The organism is Microcoleus harperi Pol14_C6, from assembly GCF_036701295.1.
GTDB lineage: Bacteria > Cyanobacteriota > Cyanobacteriia > Cyanobacteriales > Microcoleaceae > Microcoleus.
In genome coordinates, this window is record NZ_JAUBQN010000014.1 from 16,910 (window position 1) to 41,830 (window position 24,921).

Below are 24,921 nucleotides of genomic sequence, written 5' to 3' on the forward strand. Positions count from 1 at the left end.
ACATAAAATAAAATTATACTACTGACAGTACATTGTAGCAACCAAAGATTTTTAAAGTTTCTGTGTGATTTTTTAATTCTTCGAGTGCCGATCGAACAAATGCTTGGCAGGCGTTAGCCTCCACGTCCATAAAGAAAATATATTCTCCGAGCGATCTTTTAGTCGGTCTAGATTCAATCCGACTTAAATTAATACCGCGACTGGCAAATACTTGCAAAGGTTTTACCAGTGCTCCCGGCATATTGGCAGGTACGCTAAAAGCTAGTGAGGTATGGGTGCAATTAGACGGTGAAGCATCGAGGATCAACTTAGAAGCAGATTGTGTAATGGATTTAATGGATGAGCGCTCCCCTGGTTCTACGTTGGCGATTTCTCCCCCACTCCTGCTGAGTACCCAAAATCGAGTGTAATTATCGGGATAATCATTAATGGGGTGAGCTAACACTGGCAAATTGTAAAGTTCAGCCGCTCTTGGCGAAGATATCGCTGCTACATTTCTATCTTCCAGATATTGCAATGCTTCCGTGGTAGAGTTCGCCTGAATTAATTGAGCTGAGGGAATAAATTGCCCCAACCATACCTGACATTGAGCTAGCGCTTGCGGATGAGAGTAAACTTTTTGAATCTCGTTAAAACTTTTGGCATTAGACACCAGGGCGTGGGAAATGGGCAAAACTAAGGCGTGTTGAATGCGGAGTCGATCGAGCCGCCACAGTGTATCTAAGGTGACAGTCACGCTGCCTTCGATCGAATTTTCGACAGGCACAACTGAATAGTCAACCTGCCCTACGGCAGATGCCTCTAGCGCTTGGGAAATGGTGGAATAAGGACACAGGGTGCATTCCAAGTTAGTTTCTTGGCTCAACCAATTGACATAAGCTAGAGCCGCTGTTTCTGCATTTGTACCAACAGGGCCGAGATGTGCGATCCTCTTCGAGGGCTTCGCTAACGAAATTTTCATTTAGAGGCAATTTTAGGTTACAAATGTTTGCTTTACTCTCATCAGCTAGGAAGTATGATGAAAAATTAGCGATGTCCCGAAAGCTTTTATCAGTGATTTCTCGGATGACATTGCTGGGCGCGCGACTTAGTGCGCTACGTATGTCACCTTAAAAAAGGTGATAGTTTATTAAGATATGCTTAGGAACCCTCTATTTTGATATTTTCTCATGTATATCCGCTTTAATTCTTCCCAATCCGTTGAGATCGCCGTACCAGAGGAACGGGTTCCCATTCAACATTATCTGCGCCAGCCGAGGCGACTGGTGAATGCCCTTGTCGATCAAAGTCGCACAGAACAGCTAAGCGATGACTGTTTCCGCCTAAAAATGCGACCGTTACAATTTATGATGCTGAGCATTCAACCCACAGTAGATATGAGGGTGTGGGCGCAGTCGGACGGCACAATCAATTTGGAGTCCGTCGGGTGCGAAATTCGTGGCGTGGGTTATATCAATGATCGCTTTGCTCTCAATCTCAAAGGACAGCTTTGTGTACAGCAAAGCAGCGGGGTAGCATACTTGAAGGGAAAAGCGGATTTGGAAGTGCAAGTAGAGTTACCGCCACCGTTTTGGTTGACGCCCAAACCGATTTTAGAAGCAACGGGCAACGCTTTGCTCAAGAGCGTACTACTGAGCGTCAAACAGCGGTTGATGTACCATTTGCTCTCGGATTACCGCCGATGGGCAAGCAGCGAACCTGAGATAATATCGAGCGATATCCCCCAAATATTATCTCTAGAAGGGTAATTTCGTAGTCTAAGAAGCTGTTAATTAATTTATAGGCATATTTGGGCAAAAATCAGCGGAATTGTCGAGATATGAGTTAGGTAGGTACTCAAATGGCGCACCCTGAGCTTTGTTTGAGTTCGCTTGCAGGCATAGAGATTGGCCGGTCAGTCAAAATCGATTTGAGTCAGCACTCCATATTCATCGTCTTCGAGGATTCCCACACCCCTAGACCAAGCACTTGACTTGTCTTTTGAAACTTCGTCCTTGTGGCTAGGGAGTTCGCGCTGGGGTGGCTTGATTATTTTGCCCGGTTGATTCGTTGCGCCCAGCCGAATCCTGATTTTTGGCCCGGAATTGCCCAAGCGAATAGTCATCCCGTCTGCCACTGACACCTGAGCGATAGGTCTATCATCTACATAAGTGCCGTTAGCACCAAAATTAATAATTTCCCAGCCATTGGCGTGATTCCACAGCTCTACGTGGTGGCGGGAAACTACAGCGCTGTAAATAATTACATCATTGTCGTTCGATCGACCGATCCGAACCACAGGTTCGGATTCAAAACACCAACTTTGAACTGGGACAGATTGGATAGGATGTAACAGAGTTAAGGTAATCACGGATGTTTTGACACTCCACCGCCAGACACAAAGGGGGAGGCTTCCAGATAGATTCTGTGGGATAAAAACACAAAAAATTTGATTTTTAAAGGTGTCGTCAGTGCGCCAGGATTGTATCTATCTGCCGTAAAAGCTGAAATTTTGGCTGCTTGAGGCATTTGAACAAACTTTTGATCCTTAGCTTTTGGCGAAGGGGGCAGCAATTTTTTCCCCTGCTCAACCAGAGATTTCAACTCAGACCCGCGCTGGTTGCAGAGCTGATTCGAGTTCTCGATCGGGCGACAGTCAACGACCGACGAATCGCTGTTTGTAAAGAAAGAAGTTAACCAATTATTAATTCTGGGGTCTCTACATAAAATACTTGTTGGTTGTATCAAACAGCCTAGGTCTTTTTGAGTTGCTAACATTTTCCTTATTGATGCGATACCTTTAAAATACAATGCTTTGAGCAGCACTGGAATTTTGAGCGACAACGCATCAATCTCTGATAGCGAAAATACCGATCGACCTTCCTCGCGCGCGCGCCCCCAAAATGTGAGTGGCAATTAGTCGCACGGCGAGCGGGAAGGCCAAACTTCAGCTCAAATCTGACTCAGGCGGCTCCCGGTTCGGCTCTGGCGGGACAGATTCTTGCCTTTGCCGCTTCAACTCTGCAACTTTTTCTTGAGCTACATCCCTGACTTCTAGAGCTTTATCTTGGAATTTTTCCGCCAGACTTTGAGCGCCCCGCTTCACACCTGCCACATTTTTGAGAGTTCTGTCGAAATCTTCATGTAAAAACTCTGCTACCAGACCGACTTTTTTGTGCAGTCCCTCAGCGTACTGCACTGGCTCCGATACAGCAGCTTCAGAGACGATCGCCCGCTTGCTGCCGATGGTCGAAATAGCTGCCACAGGTAACAAGTAAATCCCGTCTAAAACGCCGCGCCAGCCGCTCGATTTAAACAGGTAGTGGGTGACTGAACCCGTCCGCACATCGAATAGATAGTCAACCACCGCACCTGCCTGATTCCCAGCGTCCGTGAGCACCTCAAGCCCGATCGGACAAACAGCTTGTTCCGGCTGATGCAATTCCGGCAGTTCCGGGTTAATGGTGACAAAAACATTTTCCCCCACCGTATCAACTTGCGCCCAAGCGAACCAAGTTTTTTTGCTGCCCAAAAGTCCCGACTTGCAAGTAAAGCCGATCGCCCGCTGGGAGTGAGCATCGAGCCAAACCCGATCTACCCTGCCGACCTCTTCCGCCGTTCTGCGGTCGATCGTGCGGCGGTTGAGCAGTTCGCTGCGCCTAACAATCTGTGGTGATGTACTCATAAATAAACTCCTGAGTGCCGCCTTTGAAAAATGTCGATCGTCCAAAGAAGCCGATTTAATATTCTTCTTCCGAATAATGGCGATTATTATCTGCCTCGGTTAACTCCTCCTCTTCCCTGGAAGTGCCAACTTCTTTGTGGTCGGGAACAGGAATCGTGCTAATGTGCACGCCACCCGATGGAGCGTGAATTTCCTTAGCCTCCCTGGGCTTGACGCTAATTTGTCCTAATTGGACAGAGGACTGATTCGGGCCTACGTTGATTTGAATTTTCGGACCTGAGCGAGCCAAGTGAACGATCAGACCGTCCACAATGGGAACCTTAGCAATTGGCTTACCATCGAGGTAAGTGCCGTTGGTACCTAAATTGATCAGTTCCCAAGTTATGCCGCTGCGCCGCAATTCGATGTGGCGACGAGAAACCACAGCGCTAAAAAGAACGACGTGGTTTTCGGTCGAGCGCCCGATCCGGACGACCTGCTCGTCTTCAAAGATCCAACTGCGGACGGGTATAGACTGGAGTGGATGTAGCAAGGTCAGCTTAATCACATTGGCAGCATTGAGTTTTGGTAGAGCGCCTCAAGATGCGATTTTAGATTTTAGACTTTCGATCGCCCAATCCAAACTCGCTCTAAGAGATTTGAAATAAAAACGTAACCAGGTCTCCTTTGCCCAGAGAGATGCGGTCTCCCGGTCGTAACCGATGGCGGTTTCCCTTGGGTAGCGGAGTATTGTTGACGTAAGTGCCGTTGGAACTGCCTACATCTTCTAGGTAGCAAGCATCTCCCTCCACCCGGAGATTTGCGTGTACCCGAGAAACTATCTCAGAATTAGCAAATCCCGAAACATCAATATCCGGCGGTACTAAGTCATTTGGCTTGCCTATGTGAACCACAGACAGACTGTGAGGCAATTCCATCGGCGTATTTGTCTGAACGTGTAGCAGGCGCGCCGACTGCTGTTGCAGTTGAGTTTTAGCTACACCTGCCGGCTGTCGGTCCGGAACCGGAGGAGAGATATTTACTGGTGTTGCCACCGATTCAGTTGTAACAGGAACCGAGGGCGATGGCGGGGAATCGGGAATCGTCGGAATGCTGGCGGGAGTTTTTTCCAAGTTGAGCCCCTTATTCAGGGTAACTAGAGGTTCCATTGCCATCAGGGGATCGGGTGGGACTAAATCCGGCGGCGGTGACGATACCACTGTGGGGTCTACAGGCGAGGGGGACGGTACTGTCTCCTCAACTTCTGGAACTATGGAACCCGGACGCAAGTTAAAGCCACACTGACCGCAAAATGCTGCATCTGTCTGAACTGCTGCACCGCAGTTCGAGCAACTTGCGGTAACAGGTAAAGGCGTGTAGCAAGCCTCACACTGGCTGGCCCCGTCGGGGTTCTGGTGATTGCAATTGGGACAGACAATCATCGATTTCTCCTTGCTATCGGCCAGATTTTCAAATCAGCCTCATAAAAATACTCGTGTATATGGTCAAATTTTAACTTTAACCGCCACAATTCTTATATTGCTTCGCTAATACTAGCAACTGAGCTGACGCCGTGACGTTAGCTGTGATGGGCCTGATTGAGTTAGTGATAATGCTGAGTGTGTTGGCACGCTTGCTGCTCTGTCAGCTATTTTACTGCTTCACCAGCCGCCGCATCGAGCAGCCACCAAAGTTCGCCCTCTGGTTGAACGAATCTGGCTGGATATGTCATTTCGTCAGCAGCAGGGGCAAAAATTTGAGCGAGGGCGGGTTGTTTGCTGGTTCCTGCGACCATGAAGATGACGCACCGGGCCTGGTTGATTAAGGGGACTGTAAAGGTAATGCGGGGTTGACCGTCTTTGTTGCCGACAGTTACTAGGGCATCCCGGACTTCTAAGGCTGTTGTGCCGGGAAATAGAGAGGCTGTGTGGGCGTCGTCTCCTATGCCCAATAAAATGATGTCAAAGGCAGGAAACTCGCCCTCGGATACTTTGAAGAACTGCTGCAATTCGGTTTGGTGTGCCGCAGCGTCGGCTGCGGGGTCGCTGGCGCCTGTGGGCATGGGGTGGATGTTGCTGGCGGGGATATTCACTCGATCGAGCCACGCGAGGCGCGCCATTTTTTGATTGCTGTCTGGATGTTCTGGGGGAACGTAGCGTTCGTCGCCCCAGAAAACGTGAATTTTGTCCCAAGGCAGGTCTTGGTCTGCCATCGCTCTGTAGAGCGGTTCTGGTGTGCTTCCGCCCGCTAAGGCGATCGTACAAAGTCCGCGTTCTGTTATGGCTTCTGAGATTTTCGACAGCACAATTTCCCGCGATCGATCTATTAGTTGTTCCCGATTTGCTAATACTTCAACTACTTTTTTCATTAATTTCCTCTCAACTTTCCTTGGGTGTTGTTCTCAGCAATTGCCAATTTTACCTTGACATTTTGGTTTGAGGTCGAGCTGCTGACAGACTCGGCAGGCCGGACACCGCATCCCATAATATTTTATCATCTTATGCGCCTTGATTTAAGGCAAGCAAGACATATTTATACCAGTGCTTTATGGATATTTTCACCGATTGCATTGAGCTTTCGCAACTTTCAATCAAAATTTTGATCTTACTCGGAGGATCTCTGCAGAAAGTAAAAAGCGTTTTTTGGGAGTGCGATCCGTCCCGCACAGCAAAGTCTATAAATATAGCGAGCCGGACGATCGCACACCGACAGTAAAAGCAAAACCGAGATGCTCCCGATCGCACTTACCCCGGCATAGCAAAAATAATCAAGATTGATGTGGTAGACTAGGAAAAATAGTTTTAAATCCGCACGCTCGGATGGAAGCAAAACTATGTCAATTTTTAAGCGATTTCCTACATCTGTCCGCTATCTAATAGCGCGGTTGCGCCACTGGATCCAACCGGCGGTTTGGGCTCCGTTAGCCGTGCTCTGTGCGGGGGGGTTATTTATCTGGGAGGTCTCTGTAAACCCAGAAAGGTTGAGCATAGATGGCGAAGAAGAAGTAGCCACAAACAATCCAGCTTCGCTATCGGGACTATCTGCTGAAGATACCGCGATTGCGGCTGAAATCGACAGCTCACCAGTGCTAGTCAATCAGTTTAATGGCTCTACTGCTTCTGAACTGAACTTGTTAAATTCATCAGTAGTAAAAAGCCAAGGTTTATTCGAGGAACTTCGAGATCGGGAATTAGAAACTCCTCAGCCATCTTCAGCCCCCAAGCGAGTAGGAAGCAGCGGATTTTTCCCGTTGCCAAATTTAGCAACACCTGCTGTCGAGGCCGGAAACAATAACCCCCAAAATTCCAGCTTGCCAACTTCAAACCCCACCTCAGCGTTGAGTTTATCTGGTAGTGGGAGACTGACTTCCGGGATAAAAACGATCAACCCTGAGTCTGGGGGTACAGCGACAGCAACTTTATCGCAGGCGTCGAGTGATGCTAATTCAGATAAACAAAACAAAAATTCTCTGCCTTTGAGTCCGCTGCAAGCAGCTATGAAAAAATACGTCGTTGCTAACACTTCGGCAACGGCGGCGGAGGCTGAGAAAACAGCAGACTCGGCTACATTGCTCGATCGACCGGCTTCCGATCCGGCGGCCGGAAATGCGACAAATTTGCTCCCAACGACCGCTACAGCTCAAAGTGGAGCCAATCCAGTGAATGTTCCCACAGCACTTCCCCCACTTGTGGCTCCGACAAATACTGTGAGCAAGGAATCTCAAGAATTATTAAAACCGACAGCTACAGTCCCTGAATCATTAGCGGGGTTAACTTCCCGAGTACCGAGCCTTCCCGAAATTAATGCAGGGGCTGCAACGGTGGCTTTGCCGAAAAATCCCTACCAAACTAATTTATCTGGCTCAGGCTTCGCACCTGAAGTTCAACCTGTGGCACTTCCAGTAGCCATACCTTCGCCAACACCTCTACTTCCAAATGTCGGCCCATCTCCCTTTCCAAGTGGGATTGGGGGAAGCAAGATAATTAGCCCTCAATTCTCTCCCAATGCAGCGAATTCTCAATTTCAAACACCTCCACCCAGTCAGCTTAATTTGCCGGCGGGTCAGCCTAACTTTGGAGTTGTTCCCCAAAACACAAATCAGGGCGTGCAGCCCATTCAACCTCAAACTTTTGCTACACCAGGCTCCCTGGCTCCGGGACGCTACATTGGCGGCGGCGAAATCAATACTTTTTCTAATCCTTAAATGAAAGAAGTTCGGCCATGAAAACGATATTATCAATTCCCAAGACTTAGGCTACGCGGTTCATGGCCTTCGACTTCGGTTCTTCTCAGCGTAGTCGAAGGGAAGGGAGCCGAAGGCATTGGAAGGGCTGTACAAGTTCTGAATTACCTATTCCCACTGTTAGTGGTAAAACTTACCTAGCGGCGGCCCGCACCAACAACAATCCCCCGATTCCCAAGCCAAACACGATAGGCAGCCAAGCTGACAGAATCGGAGTCAAAACAGCTTTCACGCCCATAGAACTGGTGATGAAAGAAAATACGTAGTAAGTAAAAATCACAACTACGCTAATACCAAAACTCGTTCCTCGACCGGAGCGGCGCGGTTGAGTTCCCAAAGCTGCTCCCACTAAACCAAATACCATGCACACGAAAGGAAAAGCATATTTTTCTTGAATTCGCACCTTTAATTTGCGAATTTGCGGTTCGTCGCCACTGTTTTTAATGATATCCAAACGCTCTAAAGCTTGGGCAATGTTCATTTCCTTGAAATCGCGCACTCTAGCCGCTAAATCTAAGGGCGTGCGGGGGAGTTGCAATTGCTGGTGTTGAAACCTAACTATATTCCGGTAAGAGCCATCAGGAGCTACTATATAAGCGGTTCCGTTGAAAAAATCCCAGGTATTTTCTGAGGGATTCCAAGTAGCGGATTCTGAAGAAACGATTTGATTGAGGCCTGGGGTAGAGCGATCGATAATTGTTAAACCTTTCATTTGCTGGCCGTCAAATTGTTCTGCATAAAAAAAGCGGGCCAGGATTTCGTCGCCGCCTTTTTCGGGTTTGCGAAATTCTGTGTAGATAATATTTCTATCTTGAAATGTCGGTTTTTCTCGCTTCAGGGCTCTGTCTAAAGTCACAGTAGCTCTGTAGCTGGCGGCGGGTACAACTAACTCTTGCAAAGCAAAGGTGAAGCCTGCAACAATTAAACTCATTATCACAGCAGGCAGTATCAATCGGTATACGCTGACTCCGCAACTGCGGAGGGCTATGAGTTCGCTTTCGCTGGACATTCGGCTGTAGGCCATTAAGGTTGCTAGCAGCATTGACATCGGGAAAGCCAATACTACAAAGTAGGGAATTTGCAGGAGAAAAATTTCTATGGCTGCGCTGTAGGGGAGACCGGATTCTGCAACTCTGCGGACTAATTCAAATAAAGCTCCAACTGTGACGGCGACGGATGTAAAGAGTCCGACGCCAAAAAGAAATGGCCCGATTAGTTCTTTGGTAATGTACCAGTCCATTACTGAAATTCTCGGCAGCCAGTTGATGGGATTGAAGGAATTGGATATTGCTATTTTCATAGTTTGGGCTTTTTGCAGTTTGCTCCTCAATCTAACATCTCAAATCTAAAATTATGGCATGGGGAATGCCTTCAAAAGACTATCGCACAAAGTTATCACCTAAGTAATACTGTCGCACTAAAGGGTTGCTGTAGAGTTCTTCTTCAGCCCCGGAGGCTAAAATTTGGCCGTCTCGCATGATGTAGGCTCGATCGGTAATCTCGAGGGTTTCTCGGACGTTGTGATCGGTGATGAGGATGCCGATTTTACGATCGCGCAGTTTAGCAATAATGGTTTGAATTTCGTCTACTGCGATTGGATCGACACCTGCAAACGGTTCGTCTAAAAATAGGAACATCGGGCCGTCTCGCCCTGCAGCTAATGCTCTGGCTAGTTCAGTCCGCCGCCTTTCTCCCCCCGATATTTGAATTCCCAAACTAGATGCTATTTTTTCTAAGCGAAATTCTTGCAATAGGAAATCGACTCGATCGCGCCATTCCCAGCGCGGCACTTGAGTTTGTTCTAGGACTAACAAAATGTTGTCCCGCACGCTCAGGTTTCGGAAAATACTTGCTTCTTGAGCGAGATAGCCAATTCCCAAATGCGCTCGCTGGTGCATCGCCAATTTAGTGATGTCTAAATCGTTTAGCCAAACAGTTCCTTGATTGGGTTTTTCTAATCCGGTTGCTATGTAAAATGTTGTGGTTTTGCCGGCACCGTTGGGGCCAAGCAGTCCTACGATTTCTCCTTGGGCTACCGAAAGGTTGACGCGACTAACTACATTGCGTTTTCCGTAGGATTTGTGAATATTTTCGAGTACAATTTTCATTTTCGCTCCCGGCAACCTCTACAAGCTAAATTTCCGACTGCGGCTTTGTGCGATCGACTCTCTAATTTAAATTTTACCTTTTCAAGTTTGTGAGTTTTATAAAGACGAAATTTCGCATCTATCCCAAGTAGTATGTTTTGGCTGAGGCGAAATTTCGCTGCTGCGAGCCGCTTTTACCGGGGGGCTGTAGTTGGACGTTGGGAACCCACTGCATTTTGGGCTGCTGCATCTTGTTCCGGGGCAACCAGATAGACCGATTCTACCTGTCCTGGGTTGTCTGGCAGGGCAATAAACCGCCCTTCGTCGATCAGGTATGTTATGGTTTCGCCGCGCAGGCTGTTGCCCTGCTGCAATACGTAAACATCTCCGCTGAGAATGATCCGGCGCTCGCGGCTGAAATATTGAGCTTGAGCCGCAGTTGCTTGTATTTGGCGGGCTGGATAGTTGATTTGGACGTTGCCGCGGGCCGTCACGATGCCGGTTTTGGAGTCGGCTTCTTGAATGTCCGATCGCACGCTGAGAGTGCGGGGCGGCCCGGCTTGCGGGTAGGTGGGAGAGGCGATCGCGCCTGCCAGAGTGAGGGGCAACAGCAGCGATAATCCTTTGAATATTCTGGAATTGAGTAGTTTAGCGGAGGGCATCATAAGCTTGGAGCCTCAATATTTGTGAAATTGCTGAAGCGCATTATCTCCAGTTAGGTATTTTATCTTAACGGCCAGAAACATTCCCGTGAGGTCTATCGATTGACCCGATAGTCTCAACCAATTATCCTAGCAAGACAACAGCGAATTTAATTGGTTATTTTGCTGAGTGGCTACAACTGTCTTAACCGGGAACTGGCAAAAGGCTCGTTGCACAGCAAATTAATATACTTGGGCAGCCGGCAAGAAAGCCAGCCCTCCTCTGTGTAGAGGCTAAGTATACTGCACACCCTAATACAAACATTTATTTAACTTTTTGGTACTTTGATAATTCGCGGCAAGTGCAAGCCTGCAACTTCTGTACCTGCGAATAACGGTTGAAATTTAGATACTTCTTCCGGGCCAGCTTGTTGCAAAGCGCTCAAAAGTTTAGCACTTTCTCCGAGTAAGTATTCAACAGCAATTTCGGCATAACTGGGCTGATAATAACTAAGCCGATTTATTCCTTCTCCCAGCAAGATTACTGCACCGCGCCAGTTTTGATTTCCTAAGTGATAAAGCGCGACAGCAATTTGCAATATTCCCTGATAAAACCTTTTTTCCGGCTCGTCGGCTTCCATCCACAAAGCCTCTAAAGTATCGTGACAAGCGTAAAATTCTTGGCTGTTAAACTGTTCGATACCTTGGCAAAATTCTAGCGGAATTTCCTCTGTCATTCGATTGGGGATTGGGGATTTTCGATGGCGGATGTGTGTTTGAGTAGGCGGCGATCGATTGTTTTTTAATAGCTAAGTCTTAAAAATAGGAAAAATCACGACCTGTTTTCAAAACTACTGCCATTTAACGACCGCCTACTTAACCAATTACATAGTGTCTCTGACAGCTTGAATTTGATCCATTCCTATTTCCTGAGTAGTTCCCGCGAAATCGTTATCTGGGGTCAGAAATAACATACAGTGACACTCTTTGCGCTCGCGCATAGGAATGCACGGACAGTTCCAGTAGGCGGCTTTTACTTCTGCTTCTTTATCTTCGTAATGCCGACAAGGGCATAAGGGAGCGCCTAGTTCATCCTTGTGTTTTGCTAGTCCTTCTATCACGACAGCAGTGACGGAAGGCTCGGAACAAAAGTAAGTTCCGGTGCGCTTGGCGTAGGTTTCGGAGAAATTCTTCATCGCCTCCAAAGTTTTTTCGTTGGAGAGTTTAGATTTTTCTGTTGTGTTCATAGTTTAGGATCGGAGTTGAGGATGCTACGAGCTTTTGACAATTGTAGCGCAGAATAGGATTTTAAACACTTGTATATTTCTGTTTACTTACAAGGAGGAAAACCTTGACAAAGATTGAGTTTTAGGTTGTTGGTTTTTTAGTGGTTTTTCTCTATCCCCGACGGTGCGCGAAACTGGCGGCAGACCCGGTTTTTGGAGTACCCAAAAGATTGGGGCGATCCATCGCCCTCAACAATCATCCCCCAAAGGGGATAAAAATCGGATAATATAGCACAGCCCTGTCCCTGTTAGTGACATCTGATGGCTACTTCCCCGAACTGGACCGGCATCCGCGCTCGAAAATCTTCTCCGTCTGGGCTGATTTGGCGGGCGGAGACCGAGTTAGTCGGATTAGTGTTTGAATTGACTCCCGGCGCTGCTAGCTATCTATACGGGCAGTATGCTATGGGCTTGCACGCTTGTTTTTTAGGTCAAGTACACCAAACTGACCCGGATTTATCGAAACTTTTGCACGAGGAACAGTCAGAACAAGCCTTTACTATTTCGGGATTGGAAGGTGAATTGCTCCCCGGCGGCAAAGAATTTCAGCTTTTGGGCGATCGAATTTATCGCTGGTACGTAACAGGACTTTCAAAGCGAGTAGTGCAGTAGCTGAGTCAGTGGCTGCAAAATTCCCCCCAAGAGATAGATTTGCGAAATGCTCCGCTGCTAATTCGCTCTTGGGATATTGCTTTTGCTCCTCCAACTTACCAGCAATTATTAACAGCAGAGTCCCCATTGTCGCCAACCATTAAACTTAGTTTTGTGACTCCTACAAGCTTTCGTAGCAAAGGCTATCACTTCCCTTTGCCAGTTTCCGAAAATGTTTTCCACAGCTATTTGTGCCGTTGGAATAACTTTTCTGGGCTAAATTTTTACCAAGCATAATTTTTGAATTGGATTGATGAAAATGTAATTATTAGCCACCACAAATAGGAGTTGCAAAAGGTAGCGGCGGGCAAAAAAAGCATGGTAGCGGGATTCACTGGGGCTGGGGAATTTGGGCTAGGGCGATCGGCTCACAATCGCCCTGATTGTGTAGAATTATTTTATGCTTTAGGGCGGTTAGCGCCTTACTGTGGCACTGGCCACAAAACAACTTTTGGATTGGGACAAACGCGAGCACAATGGTTGACAGAAGCGCTCCCTGAAGTGTCGATACAAAGCGTATTGGGGGCGCGAATAGATGAATTGACACAGAAGTTTATGGCGCACAGAAAGCGTACAGGTGGAAGTCCGGCTGCTGAGGTTGCGGAAACTTGGGCGACGATTTTGGCGCGCCGGGAATTGGGGGAATCTTTGTTTGATATTGCGGCTGATTTGGAAATGCCTTATGAAACTGTGAAAACTTACGTGAAGTTGGCAAGAATGGCTTGAAAAGTGGAGGATTAAGGTTAAATGGATTTGTAAATGAGATTTGTTTTACGAACCGCGAAGGCGCCAAGGGCGCGAAGGAGGAGAAGATGATTTATTTGTTAGCGTTTTGGGTAAATAGGTATATGTCGTCTCGCTGATATTTTAGTTGAAATTGAGGGGTATTTTTTAGTTTAGTTATGAGGTTTCCCACAAAAGCTCCATCGCTCATCCAGCCAGGATATCTGAGGTTCAACAATACATAATCAAATTCTGCGAGATTTGCAGGCGGCGCCTGAGCCTGAGTTAATTTTACTACAGGGCGGTGCGCTAAGTGGGGAGCAATCTGAGCATTTGTTAAAACACTGCCTTTGGTTTCAACAAGAGAAATTGCTTCTCTGGTAGCGGGCAAAGTGTCGAACCCATTTAAATAAATAGTCCAAAAATAGCCGTATTTCGCTAAAGCTAAGAAAGCAATCAACGACCAAATTACCATGACTCTAGCCAATGGATAATTAGGAAGTGGCAATCTCTCAAACATTATTTTTCCCTTTTGCTGATTGCTAGCTGCTAAACTGGAAATTACGGCAACCAATAAAAACGGCAATATCGGCACAGAATATTGATGAATTAAATCCCGCTGAGCGGGGATATCGGAAAGAATATTCATCGCCAACATTGGCACAGCACTAATTAAAGATGACAGATGACGCGGGGACAGCCACCAAATTAAAGGTAATAGCAATAACGCTAAATATTCAAAAGTATCTAAAGAAAACAAACGCCCTAAAACTAAATTGGGTTTCACTATTAAATTAATAGCTATTTCAAAAACGGAGTTTCCCAAATAGTGATATCGCCCGATCCCCGCGTGTTCTCTTCCCTGATTAAAATACGGTATAACTGCCTGAGTAGCTACCACGAACCAACCCGCGCCTAGAAATAAAGCTATGAGCCCACAATTGCGTTTTTTGTCAAAACACAGCAGCCACAAACCCATCGCAGCCACAGTTAAAGATAGTACGGCTTTGCAGCTCAAAACTAATACAATAGCAACACAAAACCACAAGGTTTTATTCAGCCTCGCGGCTAAGATTGCTGCTAGCAGTGCTGGTAAAGCAATTACTTCTGGGTGGAAGTCGAAGAGATTGACATTAAATACTGCGGGATAAAGCAGATATACGGCTGAAATTGCAATTGCTTTTCGTTCGTTTAATCCCGCTTGACGTGCCAAACTCCAACTCGGCCAAGCGCCTAAAGCTAGGGAAACAGCTTGCACTAAAAAAAGCCAGTGAACATCAGGATATATTTTGTAAAGTAAAGCTAGTGGATAGAAAATAAAAGCGGCGTGATCTCCCCAAATATTTATTGCCATTAAAGAGGAAAATGGCGTTTGATTTTGGGAGAGTAAATAAATTGCTTGGTCAAAAATTGCTAAGTCGAATGCAGTTGACTGAAACAAAGCGTGCCGCGCGCTGCTGGCGGCAAATAAGACTATCGTTGTCACGACAATCATTAAAAATACTGGATAATTTTTTAGGGATTTTAAAGTTAGCATTTTATTGGTTTAATCAGCCCTTCGTTTAAATAGCAGGACTTCATTTTTTTGATAACTTAATTTAAAATCTGGAGATTTTTTAAGTTTATTTGCTAAGGTATCACCCATTTTTTCAGTATCGGGCCAGGGATGGCGCAGGTTTAATAATATGTATTGAAATTCAGCTAAATTTGTTTGGGGCGAAATTTGTGAAAACAATTTTACTATTGGGCGGTGGGTAAAGTGAGGGGCAAGTCTATTATCGGTTAAAAGACTGCTTTGGGGTTGAACTTGTGCGACTGCTTCGCGTGTAGCTTGCCAGGTATCTAGCCTATTTAGGTACAGATAAAAATCTTTATATTCGCCCACACATAGGAAGATTAGTAATGACCAAATTATCATGATTCTCGGCAATTGAATTCCCTGCCAAAGTTGAGAAATTCGGAAGTTTTTAAATTGTGGCAGATTGACCCATGTTAAAAAATGTTGGTTATTTGCTTTATCCTCTTCCTTGTTGCCTTTTATTTCTTCCTTGTTCCTTTTTTCTTCCTTCGCGATAACTGCTAAAAATAAGAATGGAATTACAGGCACTGAATACTGATAGGCTAAGCTGCGTTGAAAGGATAAGTCAGAGAGGATATTGATGAGCAGGGTAGGGAGGGCAGGAATTAGCGCTGTTAAATATTGTAGGCGTAGTTTGCCAGAGAATGGCAATAGCAGCCAAATCACTGGTAAGGTGAGGAGAAATAAATATTTGAATGTATCGAATGAAAGAATTTTTCCTAATACTAACTGGGGTTTTAATATGAGATTGATAATAATTTCTAGTACGGATTTGCCTAAATAGCTGTAGCGCCCGACTCCAGCGACTTCGCTGCCGCTAAAGACGGGGATGATTTTCTGGGAAGCTATCAAAAACCAAGCTGCACCTAGCAAAAGTGCGATCGCCCCACACCGCTGCTTTTTTTCGCAAAAAAACAGCCAGAAACCCATAGCAACAACGGTTAGGGACAAAACCGCCTTGCAACTGAGAACTAACACAATAGCGGTAAAAAACCACACAATTTTATTTAAACGCGCCGCTACAATTGCTGCAAAAAGTGCGGGTAAAGCGATTACTTCCGGGTGAAAATCAAATAAATTGATGTTAAATACCACCGGATAGAGCAAATAAATCAATGCGATCGCACGCGACTGTTCTTGATTTAAACCTGCCAAACGCGCTAAACTCCACGTAGGCCAAGCCCCCAGGGATAATGCAACTGCTTGTACCAACAGCAGCCAATGCACATCCGGGGAAATTTTGTACAGCCAAGCTAGCGGATAATAGATTACCGCTGCGTGATCGCCCAAAATATGAATCCCCATTAAAGAAGAAAAAGGCGTTTGGTTTTGGCTGATCAAGTAAATTGCTTGGTCAAAAATTCCCAAATCGAAAGCAGTTGATTGGAATAAAGCGTGCCGTAAACTGCTACACAAAAAGAAAATTGCCGCAGCAGTGGCGATCGCCCAAACCAAACTCGACGGTAGCTGCGATCGACCTTCCTCTATATTTTCGGCGATCGAGACACTGATGTCCTCACGGTCATCAGCAAAATTTTCCCTATTCTGCATGAAATCTGGCACTAGGTGGTCACTCAAAATATGATTCCATCGAATGTGCTTTCCACGCAATAGTTAACCACTAATTTTTATCCCCGCAATCGTAATATTAGAATAATCCACAAAACATTAAAAAATTGTGAAAGCAATAACTCTTCTCGGTTCCACAGGCTCCATCGGCACTCAGACTCTGGATATTGTAGCTCAATACCCCGATCAATTTCGGATTGTCGGGTTAACCGCCGGACGAAATGTAACGTTGCTGGCCCAGCAAATTCGCGTATTTCGACCGGAAATTGTCGCGATTTGCGACGAAGATCAATTACAGGAATTGAAGGAGGCGATCGCAGATCTCGACCCTCAACCTATTTTACTTGCTGGCGAATCAGGGGTTGTCGAAGTTGCCCAATACGGTGACGCTCAAGCCGTCGTCACGGGCATAGTTGGCTGTGCCGGTTTGCTGCCAACAATTGCGGCTATCAAAGCAGGTAAAGATATCGCCTTAGCAAATAAAGAAACATTAATCGCAGGGGGCCCCGTTGTCAACCCCTTAATCGAAAAATACGGTGTTAAAATATTGCCTGCTGACTCGGAACATTCGGCAATTTTTCAATGCCTGCAAGGTGTTATGGTTGGCGGGTTGCGGCGAATTATTCTCACTGCTTCGGGGGGTTCTTTTCGAGATTTGCCGATCGACAAATTAACCGCAGTAACAGTAGCCGATGCTTTGAAACATCCCAATTGGTCGATGGGTCAGAAAATCACGATTGATTCTGCTACTTTGATGAATAAAGGATTAGAAGTAATCGAGGCTCATTACTTATTCGGAATGGATTATGACGACATTGATATTGTCATCCATCCTCAGAGCATAATTCACTCGTTAATTGAGCTGCAAGATACGTCTGTTTTGGCGCAATTGGGATGGCCGGATATGCGATTGCCACTGCTTTACGCTTTGTCTTGGCCGGAGCGAATTCATACAGATTGGGAACGGCTGGATTTGGTAAAAGCTGGGGATTTGACTTTCCGAGAACCCGACCACGAAAAGTATCCTTGTATGCAGTTGGCTTATGCGGCGGGACGTGCGGGCGGTTCCATGCCGGCGGTGCTGAATGCGGCAAATGAACAGGCCGTAGCGCTATTTTTGGAGGAGAAGATTAAGTTTTTGGATATTCCGAAGTTGATTGAGAAGGTCTGCGACAAACATCAAACCGATAACTGTGAAAGTCCTGGTTTAGACGATATTTTGGCCGCGGATAGGTGGGCGCGGCAGGAAGTTTTGGCAGATAGTATGGAATTGGGCGATCGTATTCTTTCGGTTCGCTAATGGTATCAGCAGATTGGCGCTTACCCACAAGCCCGCCGGGGAATTAATTCCCCGTCTCATAGCTAAAGTCGGTTGAAACCGACTGCCCAACCTTGATAAATATCTAGTCCTCTTTCAGAGGACTTTAGCTATGAGACAGGGGTTTTTAACCCCTGGCGGACTATGCCAAAAAGTGCAAAATATCGCCAAAACCCTATAAAAAATTGACCTGATTTTAGCCTTTTATACACTAACTCCCAACTTGCGCCACCAAATCAGCCGCACTCATCTTTTCGTACATTTCAAAAGGTTGGTGAATCCAAGGGTTGTCAGCCAAATAATCTACATAATAATCCGGCTTCGCCACAGAACAAGCCTTGTACCAAAGCACAGCAGTCCGAATTTCCTGAATATCCTCGCCGTAGCGACTGTTGAGCCAAGCGATACCTTGCTCTAAACTAATTCCCGAATCAACCAAATCGTCAACCAGGAGAATGTGGCTGCCCAAATTATCGCCCACCATTGTCAAATCGCGGGCAAACTCGATCGCACCCCGGACATTTCCCTCGGCCCCACCATAGGAGGAGGCGGCTAAAATCGCCAGAGGTGTGTCGAAAATCCGCGACAGAGTATCTCCAACCCGCAGCCCTCCCCTCGCCAGACAGACAATTCGATCGAATTTCCAGTGAGATTCCTCAATTTTTACAGCCAAATCCTCAATTTTCCGATGGTACTCAGGCCAAGAAACGTAAAGGTCACTCATTCCTAATATTATTGAAATATCAAAGGTATTATTAATTATTTTGGGGAAAATGACATGGATGCAGATGAACTTCTCAAACGGTATGCAGCCGGAGAACGGATTTTTCACAAAGTAGACCTGAGCGGTGCCCATATGTCAAGGACAAATTTGCGCGATATTGACCTGAGTCACGCTAATTTAAAAGGTGCAAATTCGATCGGTCTCACCCTCTACAGAGCTAATCTGTATCAAGCAGATATCAGCCAAGCCAACCTCTCCCAAGCCAACCTCATGTCCGCTAATTTTGGCGAATGCGAGGCGGTGGGAGCGAACTTGAGCGGAGCCATCTTGCGGAGTGTCCTGTTCAGCGGGGCCGATTTAACGGGGGCGAGTCTCAGGGGTGCAGACATGAGAGATGCAAACCTTCAGGGGGCAATTTTGATTCAAGTTTATGCAGTTAACGCTAACTTGCAAGGTGCAAACTTGACAGAAGTAAAACTTTGCGAAATCAACCTCAGTAAAGCAAATTTAACCGATGCGAACTTAACACAAGCTGACCTCAGCCGTGCTAATTTAACTCAAGCAAATCTGAGTTGGGCAAATTTGACGGAAGCAAATCTGGAAAAAGCTGATTTGAAGGGAGCCGATTTGAGCGGAGCTAACTTGAGCTGTGCAAATCTCCATCGAGCAGATTTGAGCGGAGTTTCCCTTAAGGGAGCAAATCTCCGGGGAGCAAACTTGCATCAAGCTTCTTTGCGCGGGACAAATTTGAATGAAGCGAATCTGAGAGAGGCCATGATGCCTGACGGCACAATCTCTGACTAAATAAGCTGAGAAAATACAAGTTAAAACCGCAGGGTGCCTGTGGTGCACCCTACATTTAGGCTAATGCCTGATTTTTTTAAAGGGATTTAATTCTGCGTTAATCTCATGCGCCCAAAAATCGAGAGAAGCCCCGGACTCGTGTTGTGGAGAGGCAAAAATTTTAGAGTCTTGTTCAAGCTCCCAGATTCATCTGTGGAGTAAGTCTAAAATCTCAAATTGTTCGAGTAAGCGGGACTCCACGGTTCGACTGAGCGCTTGCGGAAGTCTAAAATCCAAAATTGACTGACAGTTCATTTAAAGAAAGTGGCAAAAAAAGTTGGCGATAATTTAATCTACAACCTTCAGCCAGCCCCGGCGAACGGCGTGGAGCAAGCGGTTGATGGCTGTTTGATCTTCTTCGGTAAGACAGTCATTTAACAGCGCTGTCTTGAGCTGTTGTCGGTGAGTGGGTGTCAGCAGACCGGAGTGATATACCTGAAAGACTAGCTCTGCGATAGTAAATTGAGGTAACAGCGTTTGGGTTTTCATCATGTGTTTTTTTTTAACTCACTTTTGACAGTATTAACTAATTTTTCCAAAATTTATGTGATTTAACTACGGGAGTAAATGTGATCGATTAGCTCTTTATAAGTGATTTGTGTCAGCGGGACATGGGGAGCGGATATTTCCTCGATAGCTCTGCTACTTGAAACACAAACCCCGTCCCGATTCCTCGCTTCTGGCAACTCCCACATCTCTACTTTTGGTTAAGAAACTGTGACAAATAAATTAAGATTTATCTATTAAGAGATTACTAATGACTGCTAGCGAAAGCGCTAGGCTTAATTCAGAGTAAAACGTTTAGCCTGTTTAGAAACCCGCTTTTACCTACATTTACCTAGTTTCTTGGTGGGGTCTTTGTTCCGTGGATCTACTTAATAACCCGCCCAAAAACCGATACAAGTTTCCGACAGGAGCGGGCATCCGCCCCAAATTTTAAGCTCAAGTTCAAGCTCCAGATTCATCTGTGAAGTCAATCTAAAATCTAAAATCTAAAATCTACTGGCTGCTTCAAATCAAAAATCCCGGCTTCTTCAAGAAACCGGGTCGAGCTTTTCGATCGCTGTACAATTTTTTTTGGAGAGGGTTAATGGAGCGACCTATTCACGAAAATTTTATTGTTGGCAAAGCTTGACAGGAGAGAAAGTAAAAATACTCATCTCAACTTTGTGTGTGAGGGGACTAATCGGAAATCCTGACCCATCCGCGGCGGATGGCGTGCAGCAGGCGGTTGACTGCATCTCTGGCGTCTTCGCTGAGAGCGCTTTGGCAGAGTTCGCGCAGTCCGTGGCTTTCAATGCGAGTCAGATTGCCTGAATGAGTGACTTGATAGAACAGTTCAGCGATCGCGCGATCAGATTTTAAAGTCAGAGCTTGCATGAAATCTCGTTGAACTCGACTATTGCAATATCGAGCATTTGAGAAAAGAGTAGGGTGATTGCAGTCGGCTAAGCTGTGTGATCCTTCTTGGCTCGATTTGTGACCAAATTCTGCTAGTATACGTGATTTAAATCACAGAAAACCAAATACCTCGATCGCATAAGCTATGATTGGGGTGGTAACCTCAAGGTTTGACAAAACCTCAAAAAGCCCTGAACGCAAGGCTTTGAGTTCCCAATACCGCCACGCAGCGGGAGTAAGTCCGCTCAACATCGCAGGCTCTGGACTCGGAGATATGTGAAACTTTGGGTTTTAGACATTTGCAGCTTGCAGCTCAGGGCACAAAGTTGCGATCGGCGAGCCACGGCCTGAGATACAATAATTATAAATACTTCTATGCCATCTATAGGCAGGCAGGTAAAAAAATGATAATGATTAGCTACTTTTCGATTGCCTTAATCGTTTTTCTTGTTTGGTTCAAAAGTTTTTGGAATGATACAGCGACATCTAAAAAAGACGTGATATCTTGGATAGCCTTAATAATGGGGCCTTTGTTTTGGCCTGTTGTTCTGCCCCTATCCCTTTTGCAAATTACCAGCAAAAAGTCTGTTGTAAAAACAGCCCAATGTGAGCAAGAATTATAATAAATTAGGGAAGGAGCTGGCTTCAAAACAGTCGCTTATCTCGTCCTAAATTATTCGGCGTGCATCGCTCCAGGCAGCGAGTAATTTATATTTTTTGATGAGAAGATAAATTTAGCGAGAAGGTAGAATCCCAGCAAAATTCTGAATTCTAAAACAGTATTTTTTTACCGCTATCAAATTCTGCCTTCTGCTTTTTGACCCCGCCCAAAAACGTATACAAGTTTCAGACAGGAGTCTGCAGCAGCCCAAAAATTGAGGCTGTTGTTCAAGCTCTCAGATTCATCTGTGGAATAAATCTCCAATTTCCAATTGTTCAACTGAGCCAGATAGACTCAGCCCTCGCTGAACGTATCACACCGAAGTCTCCAATCGACTGAGGCCTACTTTTTTTGTCACATCGTGATTTAATGGTGCGACTCAGTCAAAATTGTTCAGGCAAAATTGTCAGACTCAAATTATCGGACAGCGACCACAACATTTTTACCCAAAAATTACCTGCCACCTCAACCAAGCTCAAAATTGATATGTAATGTAACGTGGCCTGTTGCTTGCAAAAATATAACTTAAGACATATTTTCGCCTGCCGCTGACCAGCTTAAGAATTTTTATACTACCGGTGGCCACGTACCATTAATCGAATGTGGAAAATCCTGGCTAGGCGTTGAAAAACAGCTAGGCTCTTTGCCCTTTAAGCTTTTCCAGCTCCCTTTCTTCAAATCGTAGCAGCTCTAAACGGGAAATTGTATAGTTCGCTTGCGTCCAAATAGCCTAACTATTACCGCAGTTAGATACACAATTCAAGGCAGAGACAGCAATATGAAATAGGCAACAAGAACTGTCGTCTCAAATCGCAAGTAAAACTTATTTTCGGCGATCGGGCATCAGGAGTGTATAACGGGAGCCAGCTAAATTTTTAGAGGTGCGAGATGTTTGGGAACTTCTAAAAAAAAGTGCCGTCACGGTATCCAAATTAGTTATTTGCATAAAAAGTAGGAGTCAAAATGAACCAAGTATCTGAGAAACCAATTTATAGAGTTCTTAATCTATTGTCGTTGCTAGCGCTGAGCTACTATGCAGCTACTTCCATCAATTATATTTTCGAGAGTGACGCTCACATCTACAAGTACGACAGCCAGAGTAATTCCAACGCATCACCAGCGCAACTAGAAGCACACCGCTCGGAATAAATAGTAGAGATTTTCTCGGAATTACTGCCGAACCAAATTTCGGATAATTTGCTAATCGTTAACGATCGGCTCGAAGTCAACAACAATTAGTAAACAACTCTTGGCTAAAAACTTAATATTTGAACTCACAGGTATTAGCCATCGAATATTAGCCATCGAATCTACCACAAAAATCAACTATTTAGTTGGTTCTCAACAGAGACTAGAGTGATGAAAGGATGGCAAAGCATTTTCATCAGTAAAAGCATTAATAGCTTTAGTCATCGCTTCATCAAGAACATTTGAAGGTGGATATGCTTCTGAACGGAAAATAGCTTTGATTTGGGCCCACTACAACTCTATCGGAGATAAATCCGGCGAGTAGGGAGGTAAGAATTTTACCTTGGCTCCGATAGATGCAATCAGAAAATTGATGGCTTCAGCATTATCAACAGGTAAATTATTCATAACTATAATTGCGCCAACCCATAACTGGCGGAGGATTCGCCAGCATCCCAAAATTTTATATCTTAGTTCCAGTTCCCAGATTCATCTCTGGAGTAAATTTAAAATCTAAAATCTAGTGACAGTACCGTCACAAATCTACCGGCTCACCTTTCATCCCAACTTCACCAAAAGACTAGCGCTGCATTGTCCGATTGTCCGGATGGATGTGGATCACGGTGGAAATGACGGATTGGGGTTGAAAAACTGGGTTTTTAGCCAAAATCTTGTATTGAGCGTGAGGGATTTCGGTAGAAACATCAAGGTGATAAGGCTCAAAAGTCCGTCAGGGACTGTGTTGGGAGGCACTTTTGATTGAATCCGGCCTCGATCGTGCACGGGCTTGCTTTCAAAGCCAGCTAAAAAATTTTGATTTCTGGGGAACTATTGGCGAAAATCAAAAGTCTGGTCAGGTACAGTGTACTTAAAAGAAATCGCAGCTCAGTTCCAGCCCCATTGCGGGCGATCGAACTCTCCAGCGATCGACAGTGCCAAGGACCCGGTGCAACTTCTCAATCTTGAGAGCATACTCCGATTAAAAATGGTCTCTGTGTATCTTCCGGGTATTGTTTTAATAATGACTAGCCATATCGACGGTCATTATGGTAAACTCGCAAACGTTTAAGTGGAATATTTTCGTGTTAGAGGAGGCAGTGGTGGAGTCGAGAGTCAAAAGCAGGAAACAACCGAGATTTGCTGCTCAACGAATACAGGATTCAACTCGCGCTCCGAGGCTCGCTGCTGACAATTTAAATTACATGACAGCTTATAGCAGCCGGGTCAATTAGGGTCTCAACCGATGTCCGGTTTCATTTATTGAATCCCTTTGGAGGGAAAAGTGTATTGTAGAAAAATGATTGATCTTTTAGGAGGAGTGTAAATGACACAGGTAACTAATCCAACACAGCCAGCAAGTTCACTACCAGGTGGTACTGGTGGCGGTGGCTCAACCGTTATCGGAATCGAAGGTCAAAACAGGCTGAACGGAAGCTCCGGCAGCGATATCATCTTGACTTTTGGGGGCGCTGATGTCATCGCTGGTGGCAGTGGCAACGAGCTGATTGTATCGGGTGGCGGAAATGACAGTATCGGCGGCGGCGACGGCAACGATACCATCCTTTCAGGCAGCGGCAGCGATGTGGTCGCTGGCGGCACCGGCGATGACTTCATCTTTGGCGGTAAAGGTGATGACCTCGTAGACGGTGGCGATGGCAATGACTTAATTTCTGGCGATAGAGGCAACGACACCGTACTCGGCGGATCGGGCAGCGATACAGTCTTTGGCGGCCAAGGCAACGATATTGTCGGCGGCGGCGACGGCAACGACAGCCTGTTCGGCGGTAAAGACAACGATACTGTCGATGGCGGTGCTGGCAATGACTTTATCTCTGGCGACAGAGGCGCTGATGTCCTGACCGGCGGTGCTGGCAGCGATACGTTCTACTTCTTCTCCAGCGGTGGCGATTATGGCGTAGATACGATCACTGACTTTACCCCAGGTGAAGATAAGATCCGCTTGAAGCAGGGCGGTGTGTTCGCTGGTTTGGGCAGCAGCTTCGAGGCAAGCGAGTTTGTCGTCGTTTCTGGTTTCAACGCAGCTACCCCAGGATCAGCCACGACGAACAAGTTGGTATACGACCCAACAAGCGGTGCGTTGTACTTCAACGGCAGCAATGGAGTTCTAACTGTTGCTCAGTTGCAGCCTGGCCTGACAATTACCTCGAACAACTTCGAGTTGTTCTAAAACAACTGGCTGTTGTGGGGCAGCACCGGATAAGATTCGGGGCTGTTCTCACAAAATCGGTAGTTTTAAAGGATTTCAACCTCACTCTGCCACAAGCGGGGTGAGGTTGAAATATTAAATGCAGGAACTGAAGCAGAGGCAGTTAAAAAAAGTCGATCGAGAGTTATTGATAAAAT

General features: G+C 45.9%; 27 protein-coding genes and 1 pseudogene. 10 read left to right on the forward strand and 18 right to left on the reverse strand.

The genetic code is table 11. From position 1 onward, the window contains the following. Window positions 1–13: 13 nt before the first annotated feature. Complete coding sequence (pheA, locus tag QUA27_RS12100) at window positions 14–961, reverse strand: prephenate dehydratase (protein WP_333068209.1); 948 nt, start codon at window positions 959–961, stop codon at window positions 14–16. A 208-nt stretch (window positions 962–1,169) separates the two neighbouring features. On the opposite strand from pheA, the gene QUA27_RS12105 reads away from it, so the two are divergent. Further along, a complete protein-coding gene (locus QUA27_RS12105) occupies window positions 1,170–1,748 on the forward strand; it encodes a DUF1997 domain-containing protein (protein ID WP_333068212.1) in 579 nt (192 codons plus the stop codon). A 146-nt stretch (window positions 1,749–1,894) separates the two neighbouring features. Here the strand turns inward: QUA27_RS12105 and QUA27_RS12110 are convergent, their stop codons facing one another. The 5 genes from QUA27_RS12110 to pgl all read right to left on the reverse strand — a co-directional run bounded on the left by QUA27_RS12110 (window position 1,895) and on the right by pgl (window position 6,011). Beyond that, a complete protein-coding gene (locus QUA27_RS12110) occupies window positions 1,895–2,350 on the reverse strand; it encodes an FHA domain-containing protein (protein ID WP_333068213.1) in 456 nt (151 codons plus the stop codon). A 576-nt stretch (window positions 2,351–2,926) separates the two neighbouring features. Beyond that, window positions 2,927–3,664, reverse strand: coding sequence for a PRC-barrel domain-containing protein (locus QUA27_RS12115; protein WP_333068214.1), 738 nt, complete (start codon window positions 3,662–3,664; stop codon window positions 2,927–2,929). Between the two features lie 55 nt (window positions 3,665–3,719). After that, a complete protein-coding gene (locus QUA27_RS12120; protein ID WP_333068215.1) occupies window positions 3,720–4,211 on the reverse strand; it encodes an FHA domain-containing protein in 492 nt (163 codons plus the stop codon). Window positions 4,212–4,293: 82 nt separating this feature from the next. Beyond that, window positions 4,294–5,085: a double zinc ribbon and FHA domain-containing protein gene (locus QUA27_RS12125; protein WP_333068216.1), complete on the reverse strand. Its 792-nt coding sequence runs from the start codon at window positions 5,083–5,085 to the stop codon at window positions 4,294–4,296. A gap of 206 nt (window positions 5,086–5,291) precedes the next feature. After that, window positions 5,292–6,011: a 6-phosphogluconolactonase gene (gene pgl, locus QUA27_RS12130; protein ID WP_333068218.1), complete on the reverse strand. Its 720-nt coding sequence runs from the start codon at window positions 6,009–6,011 to the stop codon at window positions 5,292–5,294. Between the two features lie 465 nt (window positions 6,012–6,476). Here pgl and QUA27_RS12135 point away from each other — a divergent pair, with 465 nt between their 5' ends. Then, entirely contained in the window at window positions 6,477–7,847 is a 1,371-nt protein-coding gene (locus QUA27_RS12135; protein ID WP_333068220.1) for a hypothetical protein, read from the forward strand. 172 nt (window positions 7,848–8,019) lie between these two features. Here the strand turns inward: QUA27_RS12135 and QUA27_RS12140 are convergent, their stop codons facing one another. The 5 genes from QUA27_RS12140 to QUA27_RS12160 all read right to left on the reverse strand — a co-directional run bounded on the left by QUA27_RS12140 (window position 8,020) and on the right by QUA27_RS12160 (window position 11,861). Further along, on the reverse strand, window positions 8,020–9,186 hold the full coding sequence (locus QUA27_RS12140; RefSeq protein WP_333068221.1) for an LptF/LptG family permease: 1,167 nt from the start codon (window positions 9,184–9,186) through the stop codon (window positions 8,020–8,022). Between the two features lie 79 nt (window positions 9,187–9,265). Next, window positions 9,266–9,994, reverse strand: a complete 729-nt coding sequence (gene lptB / locus QUA27_RS12145) for an LPS export ABC transporter ATP-binding protein (RefSeq protein ID WP_333068222.1) — start codon at window positions 9,992–9,994, stop codon at window positions 9,266–9,268. Window positions 9,995–10,167: 173 nt separating this feature from the next. Next, window positions 10,168–10,638 carry an LptA/OstA family protein gene (locus QUA27_RS12150; RefSeq protein WP_333044586.1) on the reverse strand — a complete coding sequence of 157 codons (471 nt, stop codon included), beginning with the start codon at window positions 10,636–10,638 and terminating at the stop codon, window positions 10,168–10,170. Between the two features lie 305 nt (window positions 10,639–10,943). After that, entirely contained in the window at window positions 10,944–11,351 is a 408-nt protein-coding gene (locus tag QUA27_RS12155) for a DUF309 domain-containing protein (RefSeq protein WP_333068223.1), read from the reverse strand. 147 nt (window positions 11,352–11,498) lie between these two features. After that, window positions 11,499–11,861 carry a ferredoxin thioredoxin reductase catalytic beta subunit gene (locus QUA27_RS12160; RefSeq protein ID WP_333068224.1) on the reverse strand — a complete coding sequence of 121 codons (363 nt, stop codon included), beginning with the start codon at window positions 11,859–11,861 and terminating at the stop codon, window positions 11,499–11,501. Between the two features lie 300 nt (window positions 11,862–12,161). Between QUA27_RS12160 and QUA27_RS12165 the strand changes: the two genes are divergently transcribed. Then, window positions 12,162–12,512, forward strand: a complete 351-nt coding sequence (locus QUA27_RS12165) for a hypothetical protein (protein ID WP_333068226.1) — start codon at window positions 12,162–12,164, stop codon at window positions 12,510–12,512. 153 nt (window positions 12,513–12,665) lie between these two features. Next, window positions 12,666–13,277: pseudogene (cas6, locus tag QUA27_RS12170) on the forward strand (CRISPR system precrRNA processing endoribonuclease RAMP protein Cas6). Between the two features lie 91 nt (window positions 13,278–13,368). Here the strand turns inward: cas6 and QUA27_RS12175 are convergent. Beyond that, window positions 13,369–14,769 (reverse strand): DUF2079 domain-containing protein, encoded by a 1,401-nt coding sequence (locus QUA27_RS12175; protein ID WP_333068227.1) that lies wholly within the window; start codon window positions 14,767–14,769, stop codon window positions 13,369–13,371. Window positions 14,770–14,820: 51 nt separating this feature from the next. Beyond that, window positions 14,821–16,404: a DUF2079 domain-containing protein gene (locus QUA27_RS12180; protein WP_333068229.1), complete on the reverse strand. Its 1,584-nt coding sequence runs from the start codon at window positions 16,402–16,404 to the stop codon at window positions 14,821–14,823. Window positions 16,405–16,531: 127 nt separating this feature from the next. Here QUA27_RS12180 and dxr point away from each other — a divergent pair, with 127 nt between their 5' ends. Continuing rightward, a complete protein-coding gene (gene dxr, locus QUA27_RS12185; protein ID WP_333068230.1) occupies window positions 16,532–17,722 on the forward strand; it encodes a 1-deoxy-D-xylulose-5-phosphate reductoisomerase in 1,191 nt (396 codons plus the stop codon). A gap of 229 nt (window positions 17,723–17,951) precedes the next feature. Here the strand turns inward: dxr and QUA27_RS12190 are convergent, their stop codons facing one another. Continuing rightward, window positions 17,952–18,464 carry a phosphoribosyltransferase gene (locus QUA27_RS12190; RefSeq protein ID WP_333068231.1) on the reverse strand — a complete coding sequence of 171 codons (513 nt, stop codon included), beginning with the start codon at window positions 18,462–18,464 and terminating at the stop codon, window positions 17,952–17,954. Window positions 18,465–18,518: 54 nt separating this feature from the next. On the opposite strand from QUA27_RS12190, the gene QUA27_RS12195 reads away from it, so the two are divergent. Then, the gene (locus tag QUA27_RS12195) at window positions 18,519–19,268 is read left to right on the forward strand and encodes a pentapeptide repeat-containing protein (protein WP_333068232.1); all 750 of its coding nucleotides are present in this window, start codon (window positions 18,519–18,521) and stop codon (window positions 19,266–19,268) included. Window positions 19,269–19,595: 327 nt separating this feature from the next. Here the strand turns inward: QUA27_RS12195 and QUA27_RS12200 are convergent, their stop codons facing one another. The 3 genes from QUA27_RS12200 to QUA27_RS12210 all read right to left on the reverse strand — a co-directional run bounded on the left by QUA27_RS12200 (window position 19,596) and on the right by QUA27_RS12210 (window position 20,960). Further along, complete coding sequence (locus QUA27_RS12200) at window positions 19,596–19,796, reverse strand: hypothetical protein (protein ID WP_041622289.1); 201 nt, start codon at window positions 19,794–19,796, stop codon at window positions 19,596–19,598. A 693-nt stretch (window positions 19,797–20,489) separates the two neighbouring features. Continuing rightward, the gene (locus QUA27_RS12205) at window positions 20,490–20,687 is read right to left on the reverse strand and encodes a hypothetical protein (RefSeq protein WP_333068233.1); all 198 of its coding nucleotides are present in this window, start codon (window positions 20,685–20,687) and stop codon (window positions 20,490–20,492) included. Window positions 20,688–20,819: 132 nt separating this feature from the next. Next, window positions 20,820–20,960, reverse strand: coding sequence for a hypothetical protein (locus tag QUA27_RS12210; protein WP_333068234.1), 141 nt, complete (start codon window positions 20,958–20,960; stop codon window positions 20,820–20,822). A 152-nt stretch (window positions 20,961–21,112) separates the two neighbouring features. On the opposite strand from QUA27_RS12210, the gene QUA27_RS12215 reads away from it, so the two are divergent. Beyond that, a complete protein-coding gene (locus tag QUA27_RS12215) occupies window positions 21,113–21,331 on the forward strand; it encodes a hypothetical protein (RefSeq protein WP_333068235.1) in 219 nt (72 codons plus the stop codon). 1,001 nt (window positions 21,332–22,332) lie between these two features. Continuing rightward, on the forward strand, window positions 22,333–22,518 hold the full coding sequence (locus QUA27_RS12220; RefSeq protein WP_333068237.1) for a hypothetical protein: 186 nt from the start codon (window positions 22,333–22,335) through the stop codon (window positions 22,516–22,518). Window positions 22,519–22,848: 330 nt separating this feature from the next. On the opposite strand, the gene QUA27_RS12225 is transcribed toward QUA27_RS12220, so the two are convergent. Continuing rightward, window positions 22,849–23,016 carry a transposase gene (locus tag QUA27_RS12225; protein WP_333068239.1) on the reverse strand — a complete coding sequence of 56 codons (168 nt, stop codon included), beginning with the start codon at window positions 23,014–23,016 and terminating at the stop codon, window positions 22,849–22,851. A gap of 64 nt (window positions 23,017–23,080) precedes the next feature. Between QUA27_RS12225 and QUA27_RS12230 the strand changes: the two genes are divergently transcribed. Beyond that, window positions 23,081–23,320: a hypothetical protein gene (locus QUA27_RS12230; RefSeq protein ID WP_333068240.1), complete on the forward strand. Its 240-nt coding sequence runs from the start codon at window positions 23,081–23,083 to the stop codon at window positions 23,318–23,320. Between the two features lie 561 nt (window positions 23,321–23,881). Then, entirely contained in the window at window positions 23,882–24,745 is an 864-nt protein-coding gene (locus tag QUA27_RS12235; protein ID WP_333068241.1) for a calcium-binding protein, read from the forward strand. The last annotated feature ends 176 nt before the right edge of the window (window positions 24,746–24,921 follow it).